The following is a 17,885-nucleotide window of genomic DNA, read 5'->3' as shown; positions in this document are numbered from 1 at the left end:
GCTGGAGCCCGGTTTCTCTTGAAGCGTATCAGCCACCCAGCCGTCGCCCCGGCGCCAGCAGTACCACCAGCGCGCCCGCGCCGCCGTCGGCCGCGCGGGCCTGGACGAAGGCCAGCACCTCCTTTTTCTGCACCAGCCAGGCCTGTACGCGGCCCTTGAGCACGGGGGTTCTGCCCGGCGAGCCCAGGCCCTTGCCGTGCACGATGCGCACGCAGCGCAGGCCCGTGCGGTGCGCCAGCCGGATGAATTCGCCCAGGGCCTCGCGCGCCTCGTCGCGGCGCAGGCCGTGCAGGTCCAGCTGGCGCTGGATGCTCCAGTGGCCGGCGCGCAGGCGGCGCGTGACGTCCAGGCCCATGCCGGGGCGGCGAAAACTCAGCTGATCGTCCACGTCGAGCAGCGTGCTCACGTCGAAGTCGTCGCTCAGCGATTCGCGCAGCACGCTTTGCTCGTCGAGCGCGCGCTGCACGGGCTGGGGCTCGGGCGGCCTGGGCTGGTGCCAGTGGCGTTCGGCCTGGCCCTTGAGCGGCAGCACGGCGCCCACGGCGTCGGCAAACAGATGGCGCTCGGCGCGCGCGCGGCGTTCGGCCTCCTGCCGCTGGCGCTCGCGTTCGGCGGCCTGGGCGGCGGCCTCCTGCAGGGCGCGGCGCAGGGGCTTGAGTTCGGCGAAGGATCGGGCGGTGAGGGGCGCGTTCATGGCGGCGCGCCGTTTGTACCGCAGCGCCCATGCCCGGCGCGCGGGGGCAGGTATTCGGCGGCGATGAACTGTGTGACCTGGGCGGGGTTGAAGTTGTCGTCGCTCACGAACACCAGTACGCAGCCGCTGCCCTGGGCGCCCTCCTTGAGCGGCGCGCCCCAGGTCATGCCCTCGATGTTGTCGGGCGTGAGGCCGAGCTTTGCGAGGTCGGCCACCAGGGTCTTGGGCGCGGGGCGGTGGTTGCCGGGCGTGAGGGTGGGCAGGGTCAGGGTGTCGCTGGCCGCGCGCGTGTCTATGCGGTACAGGCGCGCGCCAAAGCCCGCGCCGGCGCTGTAGTCGCGCTCGAGCACAAGCAGGTGGTCGGGCCCGTCGGCCAGGATTTCGCTCACGCCGTTGATCTGCGGGCCGGGCAGGCGGCGCGTGCGCGGCACGGGGTCGGGCGCGTAGGCGATCTGGCGCAGGGCCCGGCCGCTCGCGATGTCGATCTGCGTGATGCGCACGGGCGCGCCGGCGCTCGTGGGCGTGGCCCGGTCGCCGTCCTGCTTCCAGGGCAGCTCCATGGCCAGCCAGGCGCTCTGGCCGTCGGGGGACAGGGCCAGGCCCTCGAGCGTGCCGTTGCCGCGTGGGCCGGTCTTGCGCGCGGGCGTGAAGCTCTCGGGCAGGGGCAGGGCGCGCACGGGGCTGGCGTCGGCGCGGGCCTGGCGCAGCTGCGGGCCGAAGTTGCGGCCAAGGTTGTGGCCAAAGTCGCCCTCGCTGGTCCACAGAAAGCCCTGGGCGCCGGGCAGCCAGCGCACGGCCTCGGCGTCGGGGCGGTCCATGTCGGCGCGCGGGCGCCACCAGGGCGCAAACGGCTGGCCGCTCGTGTGCAGCAGCGCGTGCACGCCGGTGAACTGCGGCGTGGCCAGGCCGTGCGCGCCGTAGTTCAGGCGGGCGGTGTAGACATGGGGCTGGCGCGCGTCGCTGATGACGAGGTATTCGTCGCGGCCTGCGTCGTAGTCGATGCCCGAGAGTCCGCCCAGCGTGGTGCCGCCGTACTCCGTGCCTGGAGGGATCTCGGCCACGCCGATCAGGCGCAGCGCGGGCGCCGGCATGGTGCCCGGGGCCGGCGGCGCCGGTGGGGTGTGCGGCACGGCGCAGCCGGCGAGCGCCAGCAGCGTGACCCAGGCCCAGCGCGGCATGCTCACACCAGCCCCTGCTCGGCCATGGACAGGGCCGCGCCCGGCGCGACGATGACATGGTCGAGCACGCGCACGTCCACCAGGGCCAGCGCGGCCTTGAGGGTCTGGGTCAGGGCCTCGTCGGCGCGGCTGGGCTGCACGCTGCCGCTGGGGTGGTTGTGCGCCAGCACCACGGCCGCGGCCTGGTGGTGCAGGGCGCGCAGCACCACCTCGCGCGGGTAGACGCTGGTCTGCGTGAGCGTGCCGCGAAACAGCTCCTCCATGGCGATGAGCCGGTTCTGGCTGTCGAGCATCAGCACGGCAAACACCTCGTGCGCGCGCGCCGCCAGGTGCAGCTGCAGGTAATGCTTGACGGCGTCGGGGCTGTCGAACAGCGTGCGCTCGCGCAGCTGCTGGGCCAGGGCGCGGCGCGCGAGCTCCAGCACCGCGACGAGCTCGGCGCGCTTGGCCGGGCCCAGGCCCTTGATGCGCGCCAGGTCCGCGGCGCCGGCATGCAGCAGGCCCGCCATGCCGTCAAAGCCACCGCCCGTGATGCGGCCGCGCTCGTCGAGCACGGGCGGGGCCAGCAGCTCCTGGGCCAGCTGCAGCACGCCCTTGCCGGCCATGCCGGTGCGCAGCAGGATGGCCAGCAGCTCGGCGTCGGACAGCGCGGCGGGGCCGCGTGAGAGCAGCTTCTCGCGGGGCTGGGCGTCCTGGGGCAGGTCTTTGAGGGGCATGAGGGGAGGGCGGGCGCCCGGCGCAGGGCCGTGGGGGTATACCCGGTTTTCTACAATGGCGGCAGTTTATCGAGAGCCTTCATGACCACAGACACCACCACCGCCGCCACCGGCCTGCCCACCGTGCAGCAGGGGTCCTTTCTCACGCTGCACTACCGCCTGGCCGGCCCGGCGGGCACCGTGATCAACACCTTCGAGGGCAAGCCCGCCACGCTGTCGGTGGGCACGGGCGAGCTCTCGCCGGCGCTCGAGCAGCGCCTGATCGGCCTGACTGAAGGAGCACGCGCGACCTTCGAGCTCGCCGCGGGCGAGGCCTTTGGCGAGCGCAACCCCGACATGCAGCAATGGGTGGCGCGCAAGCTGCTCGACGAGTTGGGCGACCCCGACGAGGACTACAGCGTGGGCGACGTGGTGGAGTTCCCCACGCCCGACGGCATGGGCAAGTACGCCGGCGTGGCGCTGCAGGTGAGGGACGACGGCGCGGTGCGCTTTGACTTCAACCACCCGCTGGCGGGCGTGCCCGTGACGTTCGAGGTGCAGCTCATCGGTGTGCTCTGAGCGTATGCAGAAACCGCAGGAAATCGTCCTGGCCGAGCCGCGCGGCTTCTGCGCGGGAGTGGACCGGGCCATAGAGATCGTCGAGCGTGCGCTGAAAAAATTTGGCCGCCCGATCTACGTGCGCCACGAGATCGTGCACAACACCTATGTGGTCAACGACCTCAAGGCCAAGGGCGCGATCTTCATCGAGGACCTGGCCGAGGTGCCGCCCGGCGCCACGCTGATCTTCAGCGCCCATGGCGTGAGCCGCGCCGTGCAGGACGAGGCGCGCGCGCGCGGCTTCTCCATCTTCGACGCCACCTGCCCGCTGGTGACCAAGGTGCATGTCGAGGTCGCCAAGCTGGCTAAAGAAGGCTACGAGTTCATCATGATCGGCCACAAGGGCCACCCCGAGGTCGAGGGCACGATGGGCCAGCTCGATCACGGCATCCACCTCGTCGAGGATGTGGCCGACGTGGCGCGCGTGCAGCCCGCGCAGACCGAGAAGCTCGCCGTGGTCACGCAGACCACGCTCTCCGTGGACGACGCGGCCGAGATCACCGCCGCGGTGCGCGCGCGCTTTCCGAGCATCCGCGAGCCCAAGCAGCAGGACATCTGCTACGCCACGCAGAACCGCCAGGATGCGGTCAAGCTGCTCAGCCCCCAGGTGGACCTGGTGGTCGTGGTCGGCAGCCCGACGAGCAGCAACAGCAACCGCCTGCGCGAGCTGGCCGAGCGCCTGGGCACGCCCGCCTATATGGTCGATTCGGCCGACGAGCTGCGCGCCGAGTGGTTCGACAACATCGCGCGCGTGGGCCTGACGGCCGGCGCCTCGGCGCCCGAGGTGCTGGTGCAGGCCGTGATCGCGCGCATCAAGGAGCTGGGCGCGGTCTCGGTGCGCAAGATGAGCGGCATAGAGGAGACGCTGAAGTTCCCCCTGCCCAAGGGCCTGAAGCTCGACCCGACCACCGGCGGGCCGGTGGCAGGGGAGACCGCCTGAATGGCGCTCTGCGCCCTCCTGCCGGCGCGCGGCCGTCGATGAATGCTCCTGTAAACGTAGCTGTTGGCGCTTTGTGGGTGGGCGCTGGAGCCGTTTTTCATGCCTATCCCAAATCCGGTGCCAGGGTAGGATATGCGGCAGCCCGCGGCCCCGGCCATTGCAGAATGCGGGAGTTCTTACAATTGCCGCTTCTTCACACCCTGGGGGCAGGTCGGGCCCCCCGCTTATGGAAATAGCAATACTGTTCGCCCTCATCCTGCTCAATGGCGCCTTCGCCATGTCCGAGCTGGCTCTGGTCTCCGCGCGCAAGACGCGCCTGCAGAAGCTGATCGATGAGGGCGATAGCGGGGCCATCGCCGCCGCCAAGCTGGGCGAAGACCCGACGCGCTTTCTCTCCACCATCCAGATCGGCATCACCTCGATCGGTGTGCTCAACGGCATCGTGGGCGAGTCGGCCCTGGCCAAGCCCCTGGGCGAATGGCTCATCGGCCTGGGGATGCAGGCGCAGTACGCGAGCTACATCGCCACCGGTCTGGTGGTGGTGCTGATCACCTATTTCTCCATCGTCGTCGGCGAGCTCGTGCCCAAGCGTCTGGGGCAAAGCCACCCCGAGGCGCTGGCGCGCGTCGTGGCGCGCCCCATCAACTGGCTGGCGCTGGCCACCAAGCCCTTTGTGCGCCTGTTGTCGATCTCCACCGAGGGTCTGCTGCGCGCCCTGGGCGTGAGGCAGCAGCAGGGCAGTGCCGTGACCGAGGACGAGATCCACGCCGTGCTGGCCGAGGGCACGAGCGCCGGCGTGATCGAGTCGCACGAGCACCAGATGGTGCGCAACGTGTTCCGACTCGATGACCGGCAGATCGGCTCGCTCATGGTACCGCGCGCCGACGTGGTGTGCCTCGATGTGCAGGATGCCTTCGAGGACAACCTGCGTCGCATCGATGAATCGGACCATGCGCGCTTTCCCGTCGTGCGCGGCGGCATGGAGGACATCGTGGGCGTGCTCAGCGCGCGCAAGTGGCTCTCGCGCGCCGCACGCGACGCGGCCGCGCGCGACCTGGCCACGCAGCCCTTGCAGGCACCGCTGTACGTGCCCGAGACCATCAACGCGCGCGAGCTGCTGGACAACTTCCGCCAGTCGGACATGCACATGGCCTTCGTCATCGACGAGTATGGCGAGGTGCAGGGCATCGTCACGCTGCAGGATCTGGTCGAGGCCATCACTGGCGAGTTCCAGTCGCCCGACCCCGACGATTCCTGGGCCGTCCAGCGCGAGGATGGCAGCTGGCTGCTCGACGGCCATATTCCCGTGCCCGAGCTCAAGGACCGCCTGCAGCTGGCCACCGTGCCGCAGGAGGATCGCGGGCGCTACCAGACCCTGAGCGGCATGATGATGCTGCTCACCGGCAAGCTGCCCAGCGTCACCGACACCGTGCAGTGGGAGAGCTGGCGCTTCGAGGTCATCGACATGGACGGCAAGACCATAGACAAGGTGCTGGCCACACGCCTGCCCGAGGTCGAGCTGCACCTGGGCGATCAGGGCGTGAGCGGGGATTGAGCGCGGCGCCTGCCCCTCAGCTCCACAGATCGAGTGGTGGATCTGCCACCACCGCGCGCAGGATGTCGGTGCGCGTCACGAATCCCACGAGCAGCCCGTGCTCGTCGGTCACGGGCAGGCCCGGCAGGCCGGTGTCCAGCAGCACCGGGGCCACGCGCCGCAGCTCGGTGTCGGCCGCCACCGTGGGCACGGGGCTGACCATGACCTCGGCGACCGCACGGCGCGCCCGCGCAATCGCCAGCGGCACGGCCGCGGGCTGGGGCAGCAGATCGTCAGGTGCCAGATCGGCACGCAGCAGCAGGCCGACCACCTGTCCCTCGGTGTTGACGACCGGCGCCTGGGCCACGCGCTGCTCGCGCAGCATGAGCCAGGCCTCGTGGGCGGGCATGTCGGGCGGCACCGTCACCGCACCCATGGTCATCATGTCGGCCACGCGCAGTACGGGCTGGCGCGGTGGTCTGGGCCCCTGTTCGGTCTGCACATAGGCGGCCGCGGCCTCCTGCAGCCGCTGTTGCTGCGCCGTCTGCGCGGGTCTGGCGCCGGGCGTGCCGCTCGTGCCATCGGGGTCCATGGCGCGCGCGCGCAGCCCCTGGGGGCGCTGAACGCGCTGCACGGGCGCGAGCTGTGCGAGCTTGGCCGGGCCGCCGCGGTAGATCTGCCCCGACGGGCCAAACACGAAGAACATCGCCTTCCCTCCTATGGCCATGATATCGGTGCCCGCCCACTAAAATCGAGGGCTATGCTAGACATCCTCCTCCTTCGCAAAGACCTTGCATCGGCCGTCGCCCGGCTCGAATCGCGCAAGAAGCCCCAGGCCTTCCTGAACGTGGAGGCCTTCCAGGCCCTGGAATCCGAGCGCAAGACGCTGCAGACCCGCACCGAGGAGCTGCAGTCTCAGCGCAACCAGCTGTCCAAGCAGATCGGCCAGCTCATGGGCAAGGGCGAGAAGGACGCCGCCGAGGCCGCCAAGGCCCAGGTGGCCGCGTTCAAGGCGGAGCTGGAGCAGTCCGCGGCCCGCCTCGACCAGATCCAGGCCGAGCTGCAGGCCATGCTCGCGGCCGTGCCCAATCTGCCGCACGAGAGCGTGCCCGTGGGGGCCGACGAGACCGGCAACGTGGAGGTGCGCCGCTGGGGCAGCCCCAAGGCCTTCGACTTCGAGGTCAGGGACCATGTCGATCTCGGTGCCCCGCTGGGCCTGGACTTCGATCTGGGCACCAAGCTCTCGGGCTCGCGCTTCACGGTCATGAAGGGGCCGGTGGCGCGCCTGCACCGGGCGCTCGCGCAGTTCATGCTCGATGTGCAGACCGGCGAGCATGGCTACACCGAGTGCTATGTGCCCTACATCGTCAACTCCGACAGCCTCAAGGGCACGGGCCAGCTGCCCAAGTTCGAGGCCGACCTGTTCGCCGCCCAAAAGGGTGGCCAGGACGCGGAGCCCGTGCCGGACAACGCCCAGCTCTACCTCATCCCCACGAGCGAGGTGCCCCTCACCAACATCGTGCGTGACGAGGTGCTGGCCGAGAGCGCACTGCCGATCCGGCTCACGGCGCATTCGCCATGCTTTCGCTCCGAGGCAGGCAGCTACGGCCGCGACACGCGCGGCATGATCCGCCAGCACCAGTTCGACAAGGTCGAGATGGTGCAGATCGTGCACCCCGACAAGAGCTATGAGGCGCTCGAGGAGATGACCGCTCATGCCGAGGCCATCCTGCAGAAGCTGGGCCTGCCCTACCGCGTGGTCTGTCTGTGCACGGGCGACATGGGCTTTGGCAGCGCCAAGACCTACGACCTCGAGGTCTGGCTGCCTGCGCAGGGCACGTACCGCGAGATCAGCTCGGTGAGCAACTGCGAGGCCTTCCAGGCGCGCCGCATGCAGGCGCGCTTCAAGAACGCCCAGGGCAAGAACGAACTGGTGCACACGCTGAACGGATCGGGCCTGGCCGTGGGTCGCACGCTGGTGGCGGTACTGGAGAACTACCAGAACGCCGATGGCAGCATCACCGTGCCCGAGGTGCTGCGCCCCTATATGGGGGGTGTGAGCGTGCTGCGCGCACACGCGGCGTAGGCGCGCAGCCGTTGGCCCAAAACGCGCTGCCAGCGCAGCGTTTTTTGTGTGCGGATGGGTGCCCGATGGTCAGCGCTGGGCCAGTTCCTGCGGCGTGGGGCCGTGGCCGAGCATGCGCAGCCCCAAGGGGGCGCCGCCGGTGCCACGCACCGAGGTCATGACCTTGAAGGCCACCGCCTGCACCTGGTCGGGCAGGCGCACAAAGGCGCTTTTCTGCACCAGGGTGTCGCCGTTGACGAATGCCCAGGTGAAGAACTCCAGCGCCGCCAGCGTTCGGGCGGGCTGGGTGCTCACCTGCGGAAGCACGACGAATGTGCCCATGGTGATGGGCCATACGCCCGGGCCTGGCAGATCGGTCAGCGTTTGGGCGTAGCTGCCATCCTGCATCCAGCTGCTTTGCAGCAAGGCACGGCGAAAGCCCTGTACCGAAGGCGCCAGGAATTGCCCGGCAGCGTTCTGCATCTGGGCGCTGCTCAGGTGATGGGGCTGGACGTAGCCATAGTCGACGTAGCCGATGGCATAGGGCGTATCGCGCACGGTGCGCGCCATGGCGGCGCTGCCCTTGACGCCCACGAAATGCGCTGGCCAGGCCAGGCGGGTGGCCCGGCCGTATTGGGTGCGCCAGGCGGGTGAGACCTTGCTCAGATAGTCGGCCAAGTTGTACGTCGTGCCCGAGCCGTCGGAGCGCACCACCACGCCAATGGGCGCCTCGGGCAGTGCCAGCCCGGGGTTGAGTGCAGCAATGGCCGGCGCATTCCAGTGGGTGATCCTGCCCAGGAAAATCTGGCTGAGCACCTCGCCATTGAGGCGCAGGCGCCCCGTCTCCACACCTGGCAGGTGGAACACGGGCACGATGCCGGTGACGGCCACCGGGAAGGTGACCAAGCCCTGGGTCTGCAGCTCCTTCGGCGTCAGGGCCACGTCCGAGGCGCCAAAGCTGACGGCGCCGGCGCGAATTCTCTCCAGCCCCTGCGAAGACCCTACGGCCTCGTATTCCACCGCCATGCCCGTTGCCTGAGCGTAGGCCTGGGCCCAGCTGTGGTAGATCGGCGCGGCAGCGGAAGAACCCGCCCCCGTCACGGGCTGAGCCTGTGCCCCCAGCCCGAATGTCACCAACCACGCACCCACCAGCCGCCAAACGGGCATAGCCACCTCCATCATCCGTACAAACCCTGTAGTGGCGGTATTGGAGCGGCGCAGTATGAACGTTGCATGACAAGGCGCGGCGGTTTTGCTCTGGCAGCAGAAAACTACTGCTAGAATCGCTGGCTTCGACGCTGCGGAGAGGTGGCAGAGTGGTCGAATGTACCTGACTCGAAATCAGGCGTACGTGCAAGCGTACCGAGGGTTCGAATCCCTCCCTCTCCGCCATTTGGCATTGTAAATCAATGACTTGCGTTTGATTTTTGGTGCTGCACCACATAAATGCCCACATAAGACAAGCCTCCATCGGAGGCTTTTTTTATTGGCAGGAACCCGGGCGATTCATGGTGCTTAGGGCTGCGTGAGGGCCTTGTCCTTCACGCACAAAACGCGCCAACGTCCTTGAACATGTCCGATGATGCGATATCAACCGCGCCAAAGAGCAGGGGCATCATGCGCGGTATGGGATTTTTGCGGCCAAGGCAATCTTCTCTCATAGTTCCACTGCCGGATCTGGCATCCCGAAGGGTTGATTCTTGCCCCGGACTCTAGAAGGCTACCGCCCTTTCCTCAGCGCAGCTTGCACCACCGTTGTAGGCATGCTGTTCTTCGGCGCTGCAATCGGAGCCGCATTGCGCCACCCGGTGGCACCGTTGTCGATGCTGTCCGTGCTTGTGGCGCTCTCGTTCTGGGTCATGTGGCGGCCGAATCAGATCTGGTTTCTCTTGCCTGCGCTGCTGCCCGTTGCGAATTTCATGCCTTGGACGGGCTGGTGGCTCGTGGACGAGTCGGATCTATTGCTGCTCGCGTTGCTGGCGGGAACATACATGCGCTGGGGTGTGGATGCGTGGCGCGGGCATGCTTCCTTGGATGGCCGTATGCCGCTGGGCATGCGGTGGATGTGCTGGGCAATGCTGGTGTTGTTGGTACTGGGGAGCGCGCGAGGACTCGATGATGCGCGTGGGTCTCTGTCGTGGACAGAGCTGTTTGCCGCTCTGTGGACGCACGGGGCTTATGGCGACTATGACCTGCCCGGCAATACGCTGCGCGTCGCCAAGAGTCTTTGGTGGGGACTGTGGCTTGCACCAATCCTTTGTCGGTCGATCCAGGGTAGCTTGGTGTACTTGGCGCGAGGCATGCTCTTCGGGCTTCTCTGCGTTGTTGTCATCGTGCTGTGGGAGCGTGCCTTGTATGTGGGGTGGCTGGATTTCACGACCAGTTACCGAACGGTGGCCTGGTTCTGGGAAATGCACGTGGGAGGGGCCGCCATAGATGCGTATCTGGTCATGGCATTGCCATTTGCGTGGTGGGCGGTGTGGTCGGCGCCCCAAGGGTGGCGCTGGTATGCAGCTGCCGTACTGGTGCTGTTGGCGACCTATGCGGTGTTGACCACGTATTCTCGCGGGCTGTACCTGGCGGTGATCCTCACGGCTGTGGGTATGGCAGTGCTCGCGCATATTTTTCAGCTGAAGGCGCCCGATGCAACGTTCTGGCATCGCAGGGCCATGGCTTGCTTGCTGGCTGCAGTGGTGCTGGAAGTACTCGCGGTTTGGTCGGGTGGCGTTTTCATGTCGGATCGTCTGGTGCGGTCCAATACCGATCTGTACCAACGCGTGGCGCATTGGAAGCGGGGAGTGGCTTTGCTTCATACGCCTGAGCAGTGGCTCTGGGGGGTGGGCGCTGGGCGCCTGCCAGCCCACTACAGCACGCAGACGGACGGAGGCAGTTTGCCAGGCAGCGTGCGCTGGTTGCCGAATGCCCATGGTGGCCTTGCTCCCTGGTTGTTCGGCCCGGAACGCCCCGGAACCAGTGGCGAATTGGGCTTGACTCAGCGTGTAGCCTCGGTGGCGGGAGAGGGATACACGGTCCGCATGCGGGCGGATTTTGACGCTCCGGTGTGGATGAAGGTGCAACTGTGCGAACAGCACTTGCTCTACATGGCGAGGTGCCAGTTGCGTACACGCCAGGTGACGGCTGCGAGCAAGACGGGTGATGGTTGGCTGGTGTTGCCGTTGCTAGGCCCCGCGTTCGTGCCTGACGAACCGTTTGCGGCAATGAGAGGTGGCGTGCTGTCGATCAAGGTCCTGCATGGTCGGGGGCCTGTGGCGCTTAAGGAGGTGGAGCTGATTGATCCATCGGGTGGACAATTGTTGAAGAATTCAGACTTTGCACATGGGGCACATTTCTGGAGCCCCATTGCCTATGGCAATTTCCTGCCCTGGCACATGGACAATCTGGTTCTGGAACTGCTGATCGAGCGGGGAGCGGTGGGGCTTTTGGCATTGGCTGCGGTGGTATCGTGGGCTCTTGTCACAATGCTCAGGCAAGCTCGGCGGGGGCGTCCATTGGCCCTGGTGGTTGGTGCTGCCATCATGGCTGTTCTGATGGCGGGGATGGTGGTCAGCGTGACCGAGATCCCTCGGGTCTGTCTTGTACTGTGGTTGCTTCTTGTCGTATCATTTTGTATCAATGATGATCGGTGCGCGCAAGTCGCAGGGAGCCTTCCGGATAGGCGGACTTTTGAGTGATTGATATATGTGCTCAATCTGCACGGGAACGTAACCGTATCGGTAATGCGTCGTATTGATGTGTCAACCTATTGAGGTTGTGCCTGTTTTTCCGGCGCGTGGCTTGGGGTGTTGGGGGGTGAGATGATAAAGATATTCAATCACTATTTTCGGCAGAGGGTTGTGCTGCAATCCATGCTGTATGTTGCTCTGCTCGTGGGTGCTTTTGTTGCGGCGATGATCTGGCAGGCGGGAAGGGGTTTATTCAATGGCGAGGCCATCTCCCTGGGGTTGATTCGTGGTGGTTTGATCGCTGTTGGTATATTGGGTGTCAATCACGCGCTGGGGATCTATGATTGGGCAGCCAACCTCACCGTCGGTCAGGTGCGGGCCCGTGCGGTCTTGTCTTTTGTGCTTTCCATCGCAGTTGCTGTTGCGATTTTGATGCTGTTGCCGTTGGATCCACCTTATCACAACGACCAAGTCTTATTGGTGTTGTTGCTGATGGTCGCGGCCATGTTGGTTTTGCGTTTGCTGGGCAGTGACCTCTTGCCCGCTTCTTATAAGCGACGCCGTGTTTTGATCTATGGAACTGGGTCGCGTGCACTTATTGCGGGGCAGTCGTTGATGGAGAATGATCCCAGCATTGAGTTGGTGGGATATTTTCGTGGGCCTCAGGAGAAAGATCCTGTGGCAGCAAGGGTGAATGTCGTTTCTGAGGGCAAAACGCTGACCGAGGTGGTTGCTGAGTTTGATGTCAATGAGATAGTGGTTGCGGTGACTGAGCGGCGTGGTGGAAGCATGCCCCTGCGTGAATTGCTTGATTGCAAGTTGCGTGGTATTCAAGTCATTGATTTGGCGACTCATTTTGAACAATTGCTCGGTCAGATCCACCTTGAGGCCGTGTCTGCGGGTTGGTTGATTTTTGGTGATGGATTCCGGCAGGGCTTTTTGCGCTCCGCAATAAAGCGCACATTCGATATTGTCGGCTCCGGGGTGCTGCTGTTGGTTGCGGCGCCGATCATGTTGTTGACCGCACTCGCTATAGTTATTGAGAGTGGCATGCCGATTTTCTATCGTCAGGAACGAGTTGGGTTGAATGGTCGCAGCTTCAATGTCATAAAGTTTCGCAGCATGCGGCAGGATGCCGAGAAGGACGGCACACCCCGATGGGCGGGAAGTGGCGACACCAGGGTGACCAGGGTTGGTCGATTCATACGGAAGACGCGCATAGACGAGCTTCCGCAGTTGTTGTGTGTGCTCAAGGGGGATATGAGCCTGGTGGGACCGCGGCCAGAGCGCCCTTATTTTGTGGAGAGCCTGACACGTGATATTCCGTACTATGCCTTGCGCCATGGCATAAAGCCGGGGCTGACAGGGTGGGCACAGGTGCGCTATCACTACGGCGCATCTGTCAAGGATGCCGAGCAGAAGCTCCAGTACGATTTGTACTATGTGAAGAACAATTCTTGGTTTCTCGATCTCATCGTCTTGTTTGAGACCGTGGGGGTTGTTCTTACCGGCAAGGGTGCTCAGTAGGGCAGGGCTCCGTTTGCCCGGCCATGGGTAGGAGTAACTGAAACTCGGTGCCCGCGCCAACGCTGCTGTTGACCTGTACTTTCCCGCCATGGCGCTGAAGCACCGTCTGCACCAGGGCCAGGCCCAATCCGATGCCCGCTATTCCTGGGTGGCTTCCCGTATGTAGGCGCTTGAATGGCTGAAACAGGTGATCCTGCTTCTCCGGCGCAATTCCCGGGCCTTGGTCGCGCACGCTGATCACCCAGTAGGGTGCACTTTGTGTCAACGCGCAGTGCACCGTGCCATTGGCGGGGCTGAACTTGATGGCGTTTCCGATTACGTTGCCAATGGCCCGACCGATGAGACCCGGGTCCCCCTGGATGGATGCGCTGTCGGGGCGAGTGAGCTCCAATTTCACCTTGTGAGCCTGTGCAGCGGCCCACGCATCGTCGACGGCCGTTTCCAGTGCGATTGCGAGGTCGAATGAAACACTGCGGAATTCTTGAGCCTCGGCATGGGCCAGCTGTACAAAGCCCTGCGTCATGGCGAGGGCGGAATGCGCGTGGCGCTCGATCCGCGCCAGCAACTGCGGCCCGGCCATTTGCTCTGGAAACTCGCGCTGCATTTCCAGCAGTGTGAGAATGGACGCGACCGGAGCACGCATATCGTGTGAGATGAAGTGCAATGCCTGGTCGCGTTGTTGCTGCGCATGGTGCATGTCGGTCAGGTCAACCAGGGTGATCAGCCACACGGTTGCCTCGCCCAGCACAAATGGCCTGCTCAGCATGAGCAGGTGACGTCCCTGTCCATCGCGGCCTTCCTGCTGCGGGGGGATGTGGCCCAGGTCGCCTGCCGTCTGTGGCAGCAGGGGCCTGCCCGAGTCCGGGTGGACGAGATCGGCCAGAAGGCTTGCAATAGGGTGGCCTTGCCACGCCTTGGGCTGTGCGAGGTGGCGCAAGGCCGCTTCGTTGGCAAGGTTGATATGGCCGTCAGCGCTGCACACAAAGGTGGGTGACGGCAGGTGTTGCAGGCTGTCGTAGACGAATTGGTGCAGTCGGCGCAGACGGTCGGTTGCATCCTCCACCGCGTGGATGCGCCTCTCGAGCAAGTCACCGCGTGGTTGAACTCGCTCCTGCCGTTCGGCAACCGGAGACAGCCCAGCGCGCAGCAACGCGTGCATTTCCAGTTCCAGGAAATGAGCGGCGGCACTGAGTCGGCGCCAACTCCACAGGGGATATGCAGTGGCTATGCCTATAAGGGCCGGGCCGACCGTAAACTGCCGGCCCAGCCATGCCGGTGCAAGCGCACCGATCGCCAGGGTGCTCACGAGGAGGGCCGCGCAACTCATCAAGCCGGACAGCGGGCCGAGCAGCGCGATGGCGAGCAGCCCAAGAGCGACCGGGATCAGATTGATGGCGATGATCCATGCCTCGGATGTCGGCCGGATCTCCCAGTGCATGAGCTCGGCATTGAGGGCATGGCCGATCATCTCGACGCCGGGTATGCGCTCGGCATGGGCCACCATGGGCGCGGCAAACATGTCACCCAGACCGGTGGCAGTGGCGCCGACGATCACATACTTGTCGCGCAGTACATTGTTTGGAATGTGCCCGGTGAGTACATCGACATAGGAATAGGTAGTGAATGCGGGATTTCCCCGCGCAAAGCGCAGAACACGCAAATCGCGCTGGGTCCATGGCCCTGACGCAGGTGCAGCGTTGCCGGCGCATGCGGGCAATGCCTGTCCTGCGGCGCACAGCAGGGCCGTGCTGAAGTGAGGCCAGGGTGCCATTTGTGGCCCTTCGGTCAGGTACAGGCGGCGTGCGACTCCATCGGTGTCGAGCATCATCTGCACATGACCTAGCTGGTCGGCGGCGTTGCGCAGCAATGGCATTGGTGCATCGGGCATGCTGCGTGCGCCCAGGTCTCTGCGCGCCACGGGCAGTACGACATGGCCGCTGCGCTCCAGCGCACGCGCCAGGAGCAGGTCATCGCCCGGGTAGTCCGCGTCCTCTTCGCCAAACAGAATGTCCAGGCCTATGGCACGAGGGCCTTGGGCCGTGATCTGGTCCACGAGTTGTGCGTGCAGTGCGCGACGCCAGGGCCAGCGACCTATGGCATCAATGCTGCGGTCATCGATGGCGACGACGACGATATCGGGATGAGCCGGTCGTGCCGACAGGCGCATGCCTGCGTCCTGTATCAGATGATCGAGGGCCCGCAAGCCGGCCGTGCTGCACAGCCATGCCACAAAGCCCAGCAGCAGCAGCGACAGTGCAACCCATTCGCGACGCAGGTTGCGGCGGTAGGCCGGCTGTGCCGAGGGGGGCTTGGACTCCCGGGGTGGACTGCTCACGGGCGTGACAACGGACGTCCGTCAGACGATGTGACCGGATCGCCCGCTCCCGTCCGTACTGCAGCAAATGTGCGCACACGACGTGGTGTGGAGAACTCGCTCTCCAGGCCCGAGGGGTTGCGGACTTGAATGCGCACGTAGTAATGGCCCGGGGCAAGACCCGAATTGCTCCATTCGGGACTGGTCAGGCGCTCATCAATGATGAGGTTTGAAAAATCCTCCGAGTCGGCGAGCTGCAGACGATAGCCTTGGCCTGGCTCGCCGGTCCACCGCAGATGCAGGCCAGATCCGTCAGCGCTTTCCTGGAGCGTTGCAACATTGAGCGCAGCAGGGTTGTCGGCCACGGTGAATGGCTCGCCTGGACCGTATGGGCCCTGGTCGTCACGGCCATCGGGCAGCGCACGAATACTGGCTGCGCGCCAGTAGTAGCTGCCGGGTGGGAGGGCCGCGACCTGCGCACTGCAATCGGGCGCGTGAACCTCGTCCAGTACCGGTGCGGCAAAACTGGCATCGCCGGCGACCTGGATGCGGTAGCGCGCGCTGCCCGAGACCTGTGTGCACAACAGTTTGCCCTGCGCCCGGGAAACCGTGGAGCCCCGTGTCGGCGTTTGATACAGCGGCGCAATGGGATGAGCCTTCACCGCGATGACGCGCGTTGCAACCCGCCCGGGAAGATCCCCGCTGTCGATGGCGCGCACCGCGAGGTGGTAGCTACCATCCTCGACCGCCCGCAGCCTTACCGAGGGGCCGGTGAACGTTTCGTCCCGAACGACTTCAGTGAGGTCCGCGTCACGCGCCAGCTGAACCTGGTAGGCCACCGCAGCCGTCACGGGTGTGAGCGCGAGCGTGAGAAAGTCCGCGTCGTGCACCGTGTCGGGAAGGCCCGAAAGATCGGGCGCGGGCAGCAGTGTGCGCGGGGTGCTTGGTTGGCCATCTGCCGCCACGGCCAATCCTTGGCCCGCGTCGACCATGGTCGCGGCTGCAGACTTTGGCGATGTCACCATGACCCGACCCTCCGTGACGGCGGTGAGCGTGCGCTCGTCACCGGGCAGGATGACTGCAAAGCGTGTGCCGCGTACGCTGGTCGAGGCTTTGGGGGTGTGAATCTCCAATCGCCGCTCACCGGCGCCGTTTGGTGGCACGGAGGTCTCGACGCTGCCACGCTGCAGTTCGAGTACCGACTGTGCGCTGCCTGCGCGACCGCGGCGGCGCAGCAGCTGGAGGCGCAAGTCGGTATCGGCACGCACGCGGATCAGTGTCCCATCGGCCAGGCGCACGGTGACGAAGGAGTCAGCCGAACCTACCTGGAGGCGGGCACCCTCGGGCAGCGACTGGCCTGCCTTGACGCTCGACGTGGGACCGCCCTCTGGGGCGGTGACGTTCACCTGACCCTGGACGAAGCTCGCCTGTGCCATGCCTCGGGGCAGCAGTTGCATTGGTATGCGAAGCGTCGCGCCTGGTTGCAGCCGGCGTACGTCGGCGACGTGATTGTGAGCCTGAAGCCTGGGCCACAGCATTGGCGTGCCCAGGTAATGCGCGGACAACGCCTCGAGCGTGTCGCCGCGCTGGATCTTGTGCTCGATGTCCTGCGATGCTCCCTGCGCTCCAGGGTGTGCCCAGACCGCGCAGACGGCCAATGTCAGGGGAATGACGCGCGGTAGCGGCATGAATCGTGGCTGTAGCGTTGCCATGTCGTGTTCTCTGTGGAAGCAGTGCGTCCGCGCCTTGAGCGCGGCGATCAGCGGCTCGACTACGAGGAATGACCGGAGTCCGCGCCGGCCGCCTCTTGCGCGTCTGGCTTGACGGCCTCGAATCGGTAGCCGACGCCATAGACGGCGGTGATCATGTAGCCATTGCTCGGACGCAGATCCAGCAGGCCGCGCAGGCGTGAAACATGGGTGTCGAGCGAGCGTGAGATGATTTCCGCGCTCTGACCCCAGATGATCTCGCGCAAATGATCACGTGACAGCAGGCGTCCCATGTTCTGGAACAGGAACAAGGCAAGCTCATACTCACGCGCCTTGAGTTCCACGGGCGTTCCATCCATTTCCAGGTGGCGCGTCTCGGGCAGAAAACGGTAGCGGCCGAATTCCAGCACGCCGTTGGCGCTGCTGGGGTAGGCGCGGCGCAGCAAGGCCCCGACACGGGCCGAGAATTCGGCCACGCGCACGGGTTTGACCATGAAGTCGTCGGCCCCGCTGGCCAGGCCCTCGACGATGTCGCTTTCGGTCTGGCGGTTGGTCACGAAAAGAATGGGCAACTCGTTGCCCACGAGTTGGCGAACCTTGCCCACGAGCTCGGGGCCTTCGATATCGGGCAGCTGCCAGTCGACGATCAGCAGGTCGAAGGTTTCACGCCGCAAATCCTTGAGCAGTGCCGCTCCCGTATCGTAGGTACGGCAGAAATGCCCCATGCTCGAAAGGGCGTGAGTGAAGAACTCGAGTTGAAGCGGGTCGTCGTCCAATGACGCTATGCGCATGCCACTCCTTGTGGGCGAGGGAATCGAAGGCGGGACGTGCGGTGGCATGCCCCAGCAACTGGCGCCCTCGCGTCGCAGTCACTGGGCGGCAGCCTCGTACCGGGTGAACAAAGCAAGTATCGATCTTACTAAACCGA

At 65.4% G+C, this 17,885-nt stretch carries 14 protein-coding genes and 1 tRNA gene; 7 read left to right on the top strand and 8 right to left on the bottom strand.

The window, feature by feature from the left end:
* Positions 1 to 28 precede the first annotated feature (28 nt).
* The 3 genes from ABUE11_RS13805 to radC are packed head-to-tail and all read right to left on the bottom strand — an operon-like array spanning position 29 to position 2,588.
* Positions 29 to 694, bottom strand: coding sequence for a Smr/MutS family protein (locus ABUE11_RS13805; protein ID WP_367065842.1), 666 nt, complete (start codon positions 692 to 694; stop codon positions 29 to 31).
* Positions 691 to 1,872: an esterase-like activity of phytase family protein gene (locus ABUE11_RS13800; protein ID WP_367068823.1), complete on the bottom strand. Its 1,182-nt coding sequence runs from the start codon at positions 1,870 to 1,872 to the stop codon at positions 691 to 693. Before ABUE11_RS13800 ends, ABUE11_RS13805 begins: the two co-directional genes overlap by 4 nt.
* Before the next feature lie 2 nt (positions 1,873 to 1,874).
* Positions 1,875 to 2,588 carry a DNA repair protein RadC gene (radC, locus tag ABUE11_RS13795; protein WP_367065841.1) on the bottom strand — a complete coding sequence of 238 codons (714 nt, stop codon included), beginning with the start codon at positions 2,586 to 2,588 and terminating at the stop codon, positions 1,875 to 1,877.
* A gap of 81 nt (positions 2,589 to 2,669) precedes the next feature.
* Here radC and ABUE11_RS13790 point away from each other — a divergent pair, with 81 nt between their 5' ends.
* From ABUE11_RS13790 to ABUE11_RS13780, 3 genes are all read left to right on the top strand, one after another.
* Complete coding sequence (locus tag ABUE11_RS13790; protein ID WP_367065840.1) at positions 2,670 to 3,146, top strand: FKBP-type peptidyl-prolyl cis-trans isomerase; 477 nt, start codon at positions 2,670 to 2,672, stop codon at positions 3,144 to 3,146.
* A 4-nt stretch (positions 3,147 to 3,150) separates the two neighbouring features.
* A complete protein-coding gene (ispH, locus tag ABUE11_RS13785) occupies positions 3,151 to 4,125 on the top strand; it encodes a 4-hydroxy-3-methylbut-2-enyl diphosphate reductase (protein ID WP_367065839.1) in 975 nt (324 codons plus the stop codon).
* A 226-nt stretch (positions 4,126 to 4,351) separates the two neighbouring features.
* A complete protein-coding gene (locus ABUE11_RS13780) occupies positions 4,352 to 5,680 on the top strand; it encodes a hemolysin family protein (protein ID WP_367065838.1) in 1,329 nt (442 codons plus the stop codon).
* 16 nt (positions 5,681 to 5,696) lie between these two features.
* On the opposite strand, the gene ABUE11_RS13775 is transcribed toward ABUE11_RS13780, so the two are convergent.
* Entirely contained in the window at positions 5,697 to 6,365 is a 669-nt protein-coding gene (locus ABUE11_RS13775) for a CBS domain-containing protein (protein WP_367065837.1), read from the bottom strand.
* A gap of 54 nt (positions 6,366 to 6,419) precedes the next feature.
* On the opposite strand from ABUE11_RS13775, the gene serS reads away from it, so the two are divergent.
* Positions 6,420 to 7,745: a serine--tRNA ligase gene (gene serS, locus ABUE11_RS13770; protein ID WP_367065836.1), complete on the top strand. Its 1,326-nt coding sequence runs from the start codon at positions 6,420 to 6,422 to the stop codon at positions 7,743 to 7,745.
* Between the two features lie 69 nt (positions 7,746 to 7,814).
* Here the strand turns inward: serS and pstS are convergent, their stop codons facing one another.
* Complete coding sequence (gene pstS, locus ABUE11_RS13765) at positions 7,815 to 8,891, bottom strand: phosphate ABC transporter substrate-binding protein PstS (protein ID WP_367068822.1); 1,077 nt, start codon at positions 8,889 to 8,891, stop codon at positions 7,815 to 7,817.
* Between the two features lie 135 nt (positions 8,892 to 9,026).
* Here pstS and ABUE11_RS13760 point away from each other — a divergent pair.
* The 3 genes from ABUE11_RS13760 to ABUE11_RS13750 all read left to right on the top strand — a co-directional run bounded on the left by ABUE11_RS13760 (position 9,027) and on the right by ABUE11_RS13750 (position 12,934).
* A tRNA-Ser gene (locus ABUE11_RS13760) sits at positions 9,027 to 9,116 on the top strand.
* 371 nt (positions 9,117 to 9,487) lie between these two features.
* Positions 9,488 to 11,416, top strand: a complete 1,929-nt coding sequence (locus ABUE11_RS13755) for a hypothetical protein (protein ID WP_367065835.1) — start codon at positions 9,488 to 9,490, stop codon at positions 11,414 to 11,416.
* 123 nt (positions 11,417 to 11,539) lie between these two features.
* Positions 11,540 to 12,934 carry a TIGR03013 family XrtA/PEP-CTERM system glycosyltransferase gene (locus tag ABUE11_RS13750; protein WP_367065834.1) on the top strand — a complete coding sequence of 465 codons (1,395 nt, stop codon included), beginning with the start codon at positions 11,540 to 11,542 and terminating at the stop codon, positions 12,932 to 12,934.
* Here the strand turns inward: ABUE11_RS13750 and ABUE11_RS13745 are convergent.
* From ABUE11_RS13745 to ABUE11_RS13735, 3 genes are read right to left on the bottom strand one after another with little or no spacing between them, the layout of a single operon-like run.
* Entirely contained in the window at positions 12,912 to 15,269 is a 2,358-nt protein-coding gene (locus ABUE11_RS13745) for a CHASE2 domain-containing protein (protein WP_367065833.1), read from the bottom strand. The two genes, ABUE11_RS13750 and ABUE11_RS13745, sit on opposite strands and share 23 nt — an antisense overlap.
* Positions 15,266 to 16,960 (bottom strand): FecR domain-containing protein, encoded by a 1,695-nt coding sequence (locus ABUE11_RS13740; RefSeq protein ID WP_367065832.1) that lies wholly within the window; start codon positions 16,958 to 16,960, stop codon positions 15,266 to 15,268. The genes ABUE11_RS13745 and ABUE11_RS13740 overlap by 4 nt, the downstream gene beginning before the upstream one ends.
* Before the next feature lie 59 nt (positions 16,961 to 17,019).
* The gene (locus ABUE11_RS13735) at positions 17,020 to 17,748 is read right to left on the bottom strand and encodes a response regulator transcription factor (protein WP_367065831.1); all 729 of its coding nucleotides are present in this window, start codon (positions 17,746 to 17,748) and stop codon (positions 17,020 to 17,022) included.
* Positions 17,749 to 17,885 lie beyond the last annotated feature (137 nt).

The sequence above is a fragment of the Oryzisolibacter sp. LB2S genome (assembly GCF_040732315.1).
GTDB lineage: Bacteria > Pseudomonadota > Gammaproteobacteria > Burkholderiales > Burkholderiaceae_C > Alicycliphilus > Alicycliphilus soli.
This window is presented reverse-complemented; position numbering and strand designations above follow the sequence as displayed.